6 protein-coding genes are annotated in these 11704 nt (G+C 73.5%); 3 read left to right on the forward strand and 3 right to left on the reverse strand.

Features of this window, described 5'->3' with window-relative positions:
• The first annotated feature begins 67 nt into the window (after window positions 1-67).
• Window positions 68-4852: an NAD-glutamate dehydrogenase gene (locus MWU57_RS07255; RefSeq protein WP_246908390.1), complete on the forward strand. Its 4785-nt coding sequence runs from the start codon at window positions 68-70 to the stop codon at window positions 4850-4852.
• A gap of 34 nt (window positions 4853-4886) precedes the next feature.
• Here MWU57_RS07255 and MWU57_RS07260 read toward each other — a convergent pair whose 3' ends face one another.
• Both MWU57_RS07260 and MWU57_RS18545 read right to left on the reverse strand, forming a co-directional pair.
• On the reverse strand, window positions 4887-6107 hold the full coding sequence (locus MWU57_RS07260; protein ID WP_246908392.1) for an acetyl-CoA C-acyltransferase: 1221 nt from the start codon (window positions 6105-6107) through the stop codon (window positions 4887-4889).
• Window positions 6104-7618 carry a 3-oxoacid CoA-transferase gene (locus MWU57_RS18545; protein ID WP_374108533.1) on the reverse strand — a complete coding sequence of 505 codons (1515 nt, stop codon included), beginning with the start codon at window positions 7616-7618 and terminating at the stop codon, window positions 6104-6106. Before MWU57_RS18545 ends, MWU57_RS07260 begins: the two co-directional genes overlap by 4 nt.
• A gap of 132 nt (window positions 7619-7750) precedes the next feature.
• Between MWU57_RS18545 and MWU57_RS07275 the strand changes: the two genes are divergently transcribed.
• Complete coding sequence (locus MWU57_RS07275) at window positions 7751-8647, forward strand: LysR family transcriptional regulator (protein ID WP_246908394.1); 897 nt, start codon at window positions 7751-7753, stop codon at window positions 8645-8647.
• 16 nt (window positions 8648-8663) lie between these two features.
• Here the strand turns inward: MWU57_RS07275 and nhaA are convergent, their stop codons facing one another.
• On the reverse strand, window positions 8664-9860 hold the full coding sequence (gene nhaA / locus MWU57_RS07280; protein WP_246908396.1) for a Na+/H+ antiporter NhaA: 1197 nt from the start codon (window positions 9858-9860) through the stop codon (window positions 8664-8666).
• A 440-nt stretch (window positions 9861-10300) separates the two neighbouring features.
• Here nhaA and MWU57_RS07285 point away from each other — a divergent pair, with 440 nt between their 5' ends.
• Window positions 10301-11638: a PhoH family protein gene (locus MWU57_RS07285; RefSeq protein ID WP_106266871.1), complete on the forward strand. Its 1338-nt coding sequence runs from the start codon at window positions 10301-10303 to the stop codon at window positions 11636-11638.
• Window positions 11639-11704 lie beyond the last annotated feature (66 nt).

Here is an 11704-nt window from a genome sequence, read left to right on the forward strand (position 1 = left end):
CAGGCCCCTTGGATAGCATCGAGATCACCAGGGCACGGCCCGCTCACCACGCAGAACGAAGAGGTACATGACCGACGTCGCCGTCTCCGACCCGCAGGTCCTGGAGGCCGTCGAGGGTCTCCCGTCCGAGCTCCGTCGCCATGCGCGCCGGCTGCTGGAGGCCTACGCCGCGGAGGACCTCGTCGAGCGGGAGCCGCGCGACGTCGTCGGCGCCGCGGCCTCGACGGTCGAGCTCGCGTCGCACCGCGCGCCCGGGCAGACCCTCGTGCGGGTCTTCACCCCGACCGTGCGGGAGGACGGCTGGACCTCGCGCCGCACCGTCGTCGACGTCTGCACGGACGACGCGCCGTTCCTCGTCGACTCCGTCGACGCGGCGATCGCCCGGCACGGCTCCACGCTGCACCTGCTGCAGCACCCGGTGCTCGCCGTCCGCCGCGACGACGACGGCGAGCTGCTGGAGATCGGCGCCCACGGCGGGCGGCTCGAGTCCTGGATCCACGTGGAGACGGACCGGATCGCCGGCCAGGAGGAGCGGGAGGCGCTGGTCGCGAGGCTCCAGGACGTCGTGGCCGACGTGCACAGCTCGGTGGACGACTGGTCCGCGATGCGCCGGGCCTGCCTCGACATCTGCACGGACCTGCGCGTCCAGCCGCCCGCGAGAGTCGACCCGGCGTCGATCGCACCCACCGTGGAGTTCCTCACCTGGCTGGCGGAGGACCACTTCACGTTCCTCGGTTACCGCGAGTACACCCTCGACGCCGTGGACGGCGAGGACGTGCTGCGACCCCTGCCGCACACGGGGCTGGGCATCCTGCGCAAGGCGAGCCCCGCCGTCGTCCACCTGCGCCCGGAGGCGCGCCGGACTGCGCGCGAGCCGCGCCTGCTCACCATCACCAAGGCGAACTCCCGCGCGACGGTCCACCGGGACGTGTACCTCGACTACGTCGGCGTGCGCACCTTCGACGACGCCGGCAACGTCACCGGCGAGCGCCGGCTGATGGGGATGTTCACGTCCGCCGCCTACGCCTCGTCCGTGCTGACCCTGCCGATCGTCGCGCCGAAGGTGAAGGCCGTGCTGCGCGCCTCCGGCCACGCGCCGACGTCGCACTCCGGCAAGGACCTGCTGCAGGTGCTGGAGCAGTACCCGCGGGACGAGCTGTTCCAGGACACCGCCGAGCACCTGGCCGAGGTCGCGGGCGAGGTGACCCGCCTGCGGGAGCGCCGCCGGACCCGCATCTTCCTGCGCACCGACGAGTTCGGGCGGTTCGTCTCCGCCCTGGTGTACCTCCCGCGCGACCGCTACAACACCACGGTGCGCCTGCGCATCGAGGCGCTGCTGCGCGACGCGTTCGACGCGGAGCGGGTCGAGCACACCACCCGTGTGGACGACTCGCCGCTGGCCCAGCTGCACTTCGTGGTGCGCGTCCCGCGGGACGCCGGGATCCCCGCCGTGGACGAGGCGGACCTGCAGCGGCGTCTCGAGGACGTCATCCGCACCTGGGAGGCGGCCGTCGTCGACGAGCTGCACCATGTCCACGGCGAGGAGGCTGCGGCGGAGATCCTGAGCCGTTACGGGTCCGCCTTCCCGGAGGCGTACAAGGAGCAGGTGACCCCGCAGTCGGCGGTCGGCGACATGGCGCGCCTCGACGGGCTCACCGAGGACCACCCCATCGCGGTGCACCTCTACGCGCCGGACGGGGAGGACCCGAGCGTGCGCCGGCTCACCCTCGCGTCGCTGCGTGAGCACCGGCTCACGCAGGTGCTGCCGCTGCTGACGGACCTCGGCGTGGACGTCATCGACGAACGGCCGTACACGATCAGCCTCCCGGACGGCGAGACCCGGCACATCTCGGACTTCGGGCTGACCGTCCCCGACCCGGCCCTGTGGGGTGACGCGAGCACGGCCGCGGCCCTCGAGGAGACGTTCTGCGCCGTCTGGTCCGGCGCCGCCGAGAGCGACTCCCTCAACGCGCTGGTCCTGCACGCCGGGCTGCCGTGGCGCGACATCGTCGTCCTGCGGTCCGTCGGGCGTTACCTGCGCCAGGCCGGTTCGGCGTTCTCGACGGAGTACATCGACGCGGCGCTCGTCGCGCACCCGCAGATGGCCGCCGACCTGGTGCGGCTGTTCGCCGTGCGCTTCGACCCGGACCTCGACGCCGACCTCGCCGAGCGCGCCGAGCGGGCGCAGCAGGCGACGGACGCGCTGCTGGCCGGCCTGGATGACGTCGCCAGCCTCGACCACGACCGCATCCTGCGGGCCTTCGTGGGAGTCGTGGGCGCCGTCTGGCGCACCAACTTCTACGCCCGCGACGCCGCTGGCGAGCCGAAGCCGTGGGTCTCGATGAAGCTGGACTGCTCGCGCGTGCCCGACCTGCCGCCACCGCACCCCATGGCGGAGATCTGGGTGTACTCCCCGCGCGTCGAGGGCGTGCACCTGCGGTTCGGCAAGGTGGCACGCGGCGGCCTGCGCTGGAGCGACCGGCGCGAGGACTTCCGCACCGAGGTGCTCGGCCTGGTCAAGGCCCAGATGGTCAAGAACGCGGTGATCGTCCCGACCGGCTCGAAGGGCGGGTTCGTGGCCAAGCAGCTGCCCGACGCCGGCGACCGGGCCGCCTGGCTGGCCGAGGGCCAGGAGGCCTACCGGACCTTCATCCGAGGCATGCTGGACGTCACCGACAACCGGGACGGCACCGACATCGTGCCGCCGGAGCGCGTGGTGCGCCACGACGGTGACGACCCGTACCTCGTGGTCGCCGCCGACAAGGGGACGGCAGCCTTCTCGGACATCGCGAACGAGATCTCCCGCGAGTACGGCTTCTGGCTCGACGACGCCTTCGCCTCCGGCGGGTCGGCCGGCTACGACCACAAGGCCATGGGCATCACGGCCCGCGGTGCGTGGGAGTCGGTGAAGCGGCACTTTAGGGAGCTCGGCCACGACACGCAGTCGCAGGACTTCACCGTGGTGGGCGTGGGGGACATGTCCGGGGACGTGTTCGGCAACGGCATGCTGCTCTCCGAGCACATCCGGCTCGTGGCCGCGTTCGACCACCGGCACGTCTTCGTGGACCCCGACCCGGACGCCGCGACGTCGTACGCCGAGCGGCGCCGGCTCTTCGAGCTGCCGCGGTCCTCGTGGGCCGACTACGACCGGGACCTCGTCTCGGCGGGCGGGGGAGTGTTCCCCCTGTCGGCGAAGTCGGTCCCGGTGACACCGCAGATGGCCGAGGCCCTGGGCCTCGACCCGAGCGTCACGCGTCTCACGCCGGCCGAGCTCAAGAAGGCGGTGCTCCTGGCACCCGTCGACCTGCTGTGGAACGGCGGCATCGGCACGTACGTCAAGGCGTCCACCGAGACGGACGCCGAGATCGGCGACCGCGCCAACGACGCGATCCGGGTGGACGGTGCCGACCTCCGGGTGAAGGTCGTGGGGGAGGGCGGCAACCTCGGCGTCTCCCAGCGTGGCCGGGTCGAGGCGGCGCTCGCCGGTGTGCAGATCAACACCGACGCCATCGACAACTCCGCGGGTGTCGGCACGTCCGACCACGAGGTGAACATCAAGATCCTGCTCGGCGCCGTGATGCGGGACGGCCGGCTGGAGATCGACGACCGCAACGAGCTGCTGCAGTCCATGACCGACGAGGTCGCGGAGCAGGTGCTCCGCGACAACTACGAGCAGAACGTGCTGCTGGGCAACTCGCGGGCGAACGCGGCCGCCATGCTCCCCGTGCACGAGCGGCTGGTCCAGTGGCTCGAGGGACGGGGCGAGCTGGACCGCGAGCTGGAGTTCCTGCCCGACGGCGCGGAGGTCGCCGAGCGCGTGGCCCAGCGGCAGGGGCTCACCCGGCCGGAGTTCGCGGTGCTCGTGGCCTACGCGAAGCTCGCCCTCAAGGCGGACCTCACCGCGACCGACCTGGCGGACGACCCCTGGTTCGCGCGCACCCTGGCCGACTACTTCCCCGCCGAGATCACCGAACGGTACGCGCAGGACCTGGCCGACCACCCGCTGCGCCGCGAGATCGTGGTCAACTCCGTGGTGAACTCGATGGTCAACCGCGGGGGCATCACGTTCGCGTTCCGCGCGGAGGACGAGACCGGGGCGCCCACGGAGCAGATCGCCCGCGCCTTCGTCGCGGCCCGGGAGATCCTCGACCTGCGCGGGTTCGTCGCCGCGGTGGAGGCCACCGACAACGTGGTCGCGGCGCGCGTGCAGACCGATCTCTACCTGGAGCTGCGCCAGCTGCTCGACCGCACCGCCCGGTGGTTCGTGCGGCACCGCTCGGACCGGGTCGACGTCGGCGCGGAGATCGAGGCCTACGCCGGCCCCGTCCGCGCCTACGCCGGACGGCTGGACGAGCTCCTCCAGAGCGGTGAGCTGGACCGTTTCCGGGAGCGGGTCGCCAGCCTCGAGGCGGCGGGCTGCGGCCCGGAGCTCGCCCGGCGGGGGGCGGGCCTGCTCGGCTCGCTCACGCTGCTCGACGTCGCCGAGCTGGCGTCGCAGCGTGGCTGGGACCTCGATCAGGTGGCGCGGACCTACTTCACGGTGACGAGCCGCCTCGGCGTCGGCGACATGCTCACCGATGTCTCCGGGCTGCCCCAGGACGACCGCTGGGACTCGATGGCGCGCGCCGCGCTGCGCGACGACGTGTACGCCGTGGCCATCGCCCTCACGGCCTCGGTCCTGGAGTGCACGGGCTCCGGGGACCCCGCCGAGAGGTTCGAGCAGTGGCTCGAGGGCGGCGGCGCCCCGGCGGTGCGGGCCACGGAGGCGCTCACCATGGCCCGCGCCGTCGAGCGGCCGGGGATCGCCACGCTCTCCGTGGCGCTGCGCCAGCTCCGGTCTCTCGTGCGCTGAGGCCCACGGACCGCAGCGCACGAGGGTGGGTCGGTCAGCCCTCGAGGAGCAGCGCCTCGCCCTGGCCGCCGCCGCCGCAGAGCGCGACGGCGGCGCGGAGCCCGTCCTCCCCGGCCGCGCGACGCCGCGCGAGCTCGTGGGCGGCGTGCACGGCCAGCCGTGCGCCCGACGCCCCGATGGGGTGTCCCAACGAGATCCCGCCGCCGTGCGGGTTCACGATCTCCGGGTCGAGGCCCAGCGCCCGCGTCGACACGGCGGCCACGACGGCGAAGGCCTCGTTGATCTCGACGTGGTCCAGGTCGTCCGGGGTCCAGCCCTCGCGCGCCAGCGCCGCGCTGATCGCCCGGGCGGGCTGGGAGTGCAGGGAGGTGTCCGGCCCGGCGACCTGGCCGGCCGACCGCACGGTGGCCAGCACGGGTACCCCGGCCGCCTCCGCGCGCCCGCGGGTGGTCAGCACGAGCGCCGCGGCACCGTCGGAGATCTGCGACGAGTTGCCCGCCGTCAGCGTGCCGTCGGCGGAGAACGCGGGCCGCAGCCGGGCGAGCGCGTCGGCCGTGGTGTCCGGACGCACCCCCTCGTCCGAGGAGACGACGACGGGCTCGCCGCGCCGCTGCGGTACCTCGACGGGCGCGATCTCGCCGGCGAGCACGCCGTCCTTCGCGGCACGGGCGGCCCGCTGGTGGGAGGCCGCGGCCACCTCGTCCTGCTCGGCGCGGGAGACGAACACGTCCCCGGCGTTGTGCTCCTCGGTGCTCAGGCCCATGGCCTGCCCGTCGAACGCGTCGGACAGCCCGTCCCGCGCCACGGCGTCGACCAGGGTGGCGTCGCCGTAGCGGAAGCCGGCCCGCGCGCCCGGAAGCAGGTGCGGGGCGTTGGTCATCGACTCCTGGCCGCCGACCAGCACGACCGACGCCTCGCCCGTCCGCAGCAGGCGTGCGCCGTCGACGACGGCGGTCAGCCCGGACAGGCAGACCTTGTTGACGGTCACGGCGTGGACGCCCAGGGAGACCCCGGCGGCGACGGCGGTCTGCCGGGCCGGGTTCTGGCCCGCGCCGGCCTGCAGCACCTGGCCGAGGACCACGGCGTCGACGTCCTCGGCGAGGTCCCCGGCCGCGGCGAGGGCCGCGCGCGCGGCGACGGCGCCGAGCTCGACGGCGGACAGCGTGGCGAGGGCGCCGCCGAGCCGTCCCTGGGGCGTGCGGGCGGCGGAGACGACGACGACGTCGTCGGGTCGTGGTGCGGTGGTGCTGGTCATGACTGAACCTTTCGGGGTGTGTCGAGGTCGGGGTCGATCCGCAGGGGCGCCCCGGTGGCCGCGACGACCTCGTCGGCCGTCACCCCGGGAGCGAGCTCGCGCAGCACGAGGCCCTCGGCGGTCACGTCGATCACGGCGAGGTCGGTGATGATGCGGTCGACGACGCCGCGTCCGGTGAGCGGGAGCGTGCACGCGGACAGGATCTTGGGCGAGCCGTCGCGGGCGGTGTGGTCCATGAGGACGATCAGCCGCCGTGCACCGTTGACGAGGTCCATCGCGCCGCCCGGCCCCTTGACCATCTTGCCGGGGATCATCCAGTTGGCGAGGTCGCCGGTGGCGGACACCTGCATGGCGCCCAGGATCGCGGCGTCGATCTTGCCGCCGCGGATCATGCCGAAGCTCGTGGCGGCGTCGAACACGGAGGCGCCCGGCAGCAGCGTGACGGTCTCCTTGCCGGCGTTGATCAGGTCCGGGTCGACCTCGTCCTCGGTTGGGTACGGGCCCACGCCGAGCAGCCCGTTCTCGGACTGCAGCACGAGGTGCCGCCCGGGCGGGACGTGGTTCGGCACCAGCGTCGGCATGCCGATGCCGAGGTTGACGTACGAGCCGTCGGCGAGCTCGGCCGCGGCCCGGGCCGCCATCTGGTCCCGGCTCCGGCCGCGGCGGGGTGCGGCGTCCTCTGGCGGCGCGGTCTCCGGGGCCGACGACGCGACGTCGGGCCGGGTGGTGCGCTTCTCGATCCGCTTCTCGATCCCGGTGCCGACCACCACCACGCGGTGCACGTAGACGCCCGGCAGGTGGATCTCGTCCGGGTCGAGCTCGCCGGGCTCGACGAGCTCCTCGACCTGTGCCACGCACACGCGCCCGGCCATCGCGGCCTGCGGGGCGAAGTTGCGCGCCGAGCGGTGGAACACCAGGTTGCCGTGCCGGTCGCCCTTCGCGGCGTGCACCAGGGCGAAGTCGGTGCGGATCGCCTCCTCGAGCACGTACTCGGTCTCGGAGCCGTCCGGCGCTGAAGGGTCGGCGAAGGTCCGCACGTCCTTCGCCGGCGAGGCGACGGCCACCCCGCCGTCGGCGTCGTAGCGCTGCGGGAGGCCGCCGTCGGCCACCTGGGTGCCGACGCCGGCGCGCGTGTAGAAGGCGGCGATGCCGGACCCGCCGGCGCGGAGCTTCTCGGCGAGGGTGCCCTGCGGGGTGAGCTCGAGCTGCAGCTCCCCGGCGAGGTACCGGCGCGCGAACTCCTTGTTCTCGCCGACGTAGGAGGCCGTGATCCGGCGGATCCGGTCCGCGCCGAGCAGGACCCCCAGGCCCCAGTCGTCGACGCCGCAGTTGTTGCTCACGACCCACAGGTCGCGCGTGCCCTGGTCGAGCAGCGCCTCGATGAGCGCCACGGGGTTGCCGCAGAGCCCGAAGCCGCCGACGGCGAGGGAGGCGCCGTCGGGGATGTCGGCCACCGCGTCGGCGGCGGAGGAGAGCACCTTGTCTGGTCCCGGGTGCGGGGCGGTGGGCATGGCAACCTCCGGCGTCGTCGTCGACAGGGCGTCTCTGATGGTCCTCCGATGGTCACAGGCGCGCCATGTGCGCGCAACGCTCATCGAGGCACACCCGCTGTGCACGGATGCACAGCGGGCTACCGTGGAGCCATGCCGACACCGTCCGCCGACCACCTGCTCGTCCTGCTCGCCGTCGCGCGCACCGGGCGCTACACCGCGGCGGCCGCCGAGCTCGGCGTCACGCACACCACGGTGGCGCGGACCGTCGCCGCCCTGGAGCGCAGCCTCGGCGACCGGGTCCTCGTGCGCGGCACCGACGGGTGGGAGCTGACGGCGCTGGGCGAGCGGGCGACGCGCGCCGCCGAGGCGGTCTCCGACGCCGTCGGTCGCCTCGTCGCCGACGACGGCGAGGCCGACCCGGTCACGGGCGTGGTCCGGATGACCGCCACCGACGCGTTCAGCGCCTACGTGGTCCCGCCCGCCGTCGTCGGGCTGCGCCGCGAGCACCCCGACCTGACGGTCGAGGCGGTGACGGTGACCCGGCGTCCCGCCCAGCACCGGTCGGGGGTCGACATCGAGGTGGTGGTCGGCGACGCCCCCGCGCCACGGGCCCAGGTGGTGCCGCTCGGCGAGTTCGAGCTCGGGATGTACGCCTCGCGCGACTACCTCGCCGAGCACGGGACGCCGCAGACCGTCGCCGAGCTGGCCGGGCACGGGCTCGTGCACTTCATCGACTCGATGCTGCAGGTGGACGACCTCGACACCCCGCGCCGGCTCGTGCCGGGCATCCGTGACGCCATGACGTCCACGAACGTGTTCGTGCACGTGGAGGCCACGCGGGCAGGCGCCGGGGTCGGGTTCGTCCCGTGCCTGGCGGCCGACCGGCACAGCGACCTCGTCCGGCTGCTGCCCGACCAGGTCCGCGACCGGCTGCCCTACCGGGCGCTCGTGCACCCCGAGTCGTGGCGCCGACCTGCCGTCGCCGCGGTCCTCGTGGCGCTGCGGCGGCAGGTGGAGGTGCAGCGGGACGCGCTGCTGGGCCGCTGAGGGGCTCAGTGCTGGCTCAGTGCTCCTTGCGGTCCTCCTCGTCGCCGATGACCGTGGTCACCTCGTCCGGCAGGTCGTCGCGGTTCATGTCCGGCCCGCGCTCCTGCTTGGCGTCCCAGCGCAGCGTGAGCGCGCCCAGGGTCGCGGCGATGACGGACGCGATGAGGATGGCCGCCTTGGCACCCAGGGTGTGCTCCGAGCCGTGCCCGAACGAGAGCTCGGCGATGAGCAGCGACACGGTGAACCCGATGCCCGCCAGGAGGGCGACCGGCAGCAGGTCGCGCACACCGATGCCCTGGGCGAGCCGCAAGGGGGTCACCCGCGTGACGAGCCAGGTGGTTCCGAGGATGCCGAGCAGCTTGCCGATCACGAGGCCACCCACGATGGCGAGGACCACGGGCTGGCCGAGGATCTCGGCCGGGCCGCCGCCGTCGACCAGGTTGACCCCCGCCGAGAAGAACGCGAAGAGGGGCAGCGCCAGGCCTTGCGACCAGGGCTTGATCGCGTGCTCGTAGCGGTGCGTCCGCGTCTCGGTCTCCCCGTGGATCGGGCGCGCGGTGGCGGCGAAGCCCATGAGGACGCCGGCGATCGTCGCGTGCACGCCCGAGGCGTGCATGCAGGCCCACGCGACGACGAAGAGCGGCACGAGCACCCACCAGCGCGGGCTCCGCGTCCGGATGTACCAGGCGAACACCCCGACGACGGCGAGCGAGGCGCCGAGCCACGCGCCGTGGATGGCCTCGGTGTAGAAGACCGCGATGATGATGATCGCCAGGAGGTCGTCGACCACCGCGAGGGTGAGCAGGAAGGTGCGGATCGCGACCGGCAGGCCCTTGCCGAACACGGCGAGGACGGCGAGCGCGAACGCGATGTCGGTGGCCGTCGGGATCGCCCAGCCGTGCAGAGCGCTGGAGTCACCCAGGACGAGGATCGCGACCACGTAGAAGGCGGCCGGCACCACCATGCCGCCCACCGCGGCCAGCATCGGCACGCCGGCCTGCTTGGGGCTGCGCAGCGACCCGGCGACGAACTCGTGCTTGAGCTCGAGGCCGACGGTGAAGAAGAAGATCGCCAGCAGCCCGTCCGCCGCCCACGAGGCGAGCGAGAGGTCGAGGTGGATGTACAACGAGCCGAGGTAGGCGGGGCCGACGACGGTCTCGGTGAGCGTCGTGTACGCCTCCCGCCACGGTGAGTTGGCGAAGATCAGCGCCACGATCGCGGCGCCGATGAGGAGCGCGCCGCCCGTGGTTTCCCGGGAGAGGAAGCGGGACAGGCGCTGTCCGAAGGTCTGGGTGTCGACGTCGGTGCTCAGGGGAGGCTCCTGTTCGTTCGGGCGTGGTTCGAGCCGGCGTCGCAGCCGGTACCGCCGACCAGACTTCCCGGCTCACCTCGCCACAGCCTACCGGCCGCCACCTGGCGGGCCCGGGGCGTGAACTCTGGATGACGACTTCGCGACGCGCCGGTCCCGTGACGTCCGTCACGCCGTCGGAGTCGTAGCGTGACGCTCAGGACGCATTCCCTGTGCGTCCTCGGGAGGCCATCTGATGGAGTGCTCGCTCCGCGCAGGAGGGCCGGCCCCGGCTCCGCTGCACGACGTGCGCTCGGCCGGTCGCCCGCCCACTCCACCGTCCCGCTCTGCGCGAGGAGCACATCGTGGCCACTGAGAACACCAGCACCGACCTGCGGACGTTCGTCATCGACACGTCCGTCCTGCTGTCCGACCCGCGAGCCATCCACCGGTTCGCCGAGCACGACGTCGTCCTGCCCGTGGTGGTCGTCACCGAGCTGGAGGCCAAGCGGCACCACGCCGAGCTCGGCTACTTCGCCCGCAGCGCACTGCGGGCGCTCGACGACCTGCGGATCCAGCACGGGCGCCTCGACGCGCCCGTGCCGATCGGCACGGACGGCGGCACGCTCCGGGTCGAACTGAACCACACGGACCCGGAGGTGCTGCCCGCCGGGTTCCGCCTGGGGGACAACGACACGCGGATCCTGTCGGTCGCGGCCAACCTGGCGGCCGAGGGGCGGGACGTCACGGTGGTCTCGAAGGACCTGCCGATGCGGGTCAAGGCCTCCGCCGTCGGGCTGCGCGCGGAGGAGTACCGCCACGAGCTGGCGGTGGACTCCGGCTGGACGGGCATGCGTGAGATCACGATGACGGACGACCAGGTCGGGGCCCTGTACGAGGGCTCCACGGTCGAACTGGCGTCCCTCGACCCGCAGGTCGTCCAGGAGGCGGGCCCGCTGCTGTGCCACACGGGCCTCGTGATCCAGGGGTCCGCCGGGTCGGCGCTCGGGCGCGTCACCGCGGACAAGCAGGTGCGCCTGGTCCGCGGCGACCAGGACGTGTTCGGGGTGCACGGCCGCTCCGCGGAGCAGCGGATCGCCATCGACCTGCTGCTCGACCCGGACGTCGGCATCCTGTCCCTGGGGGGCCGGGCCGGCACCGGGAAGTCGGCGCTGGCGCTGTGCGCGGGGCTGGAGGCGGTGCTCGAGCGCCGCCAGCACCGCAAGATCCTGGTGTTCCGGCCGCTGTACGCCGTCGGCGGCCAGGAGCTCGGCTACCTGCCGGGCACGGAGTCCGAGAAGATGAACCCCTGGGCGCAGGCGGTGTTCGACACGCTGGGTGCGCTGGTCTCGCCCGCGGTGGTCGAGGAGGTCATCGACCGGGACATGCTCGAGGTCCTGCCGCTGACCCACATCCGCGGGCGCTCGCTGCACGACGCGTTCGTCATCGTCGACGAGGCCCAGTCGCTGGAGCGCAACGTGCTGCTGACGGTGCTGTCGCGCGTCGGCCAGGGATCGCGCGTGGTGCTGACCCACGACGTCGCGCAGCGGGACAACCTGCGCGTCGGCCGGCACGACGGCGTCGCGGCGGTCATCGAGGCGATGAAGGGCCACCCGCTGTTCGCGCACGTCACGCTGACCCGGTCCGAGCGGTCGCCGGTGGCGGCGCTGGTCACCGAGATGCTGGAGTCGCTGGAGATCTGACCCGCGGAGGCGCGCCGTCCTGGTGGAACCCCCCAGCCCCGCGCACACGGCGGCGCGCCTCACGCG

It is taken from the genome of Isoptericola sp. S6320L, from assembly GCF_023015685.1.
Taxonomy (GTDB): Bacteria; Actinomycetota; Actinomycetes; order Actinomycetales; family Cellulomonadaceae; genus Isoptericola; species Isoptericola halotolerans_A.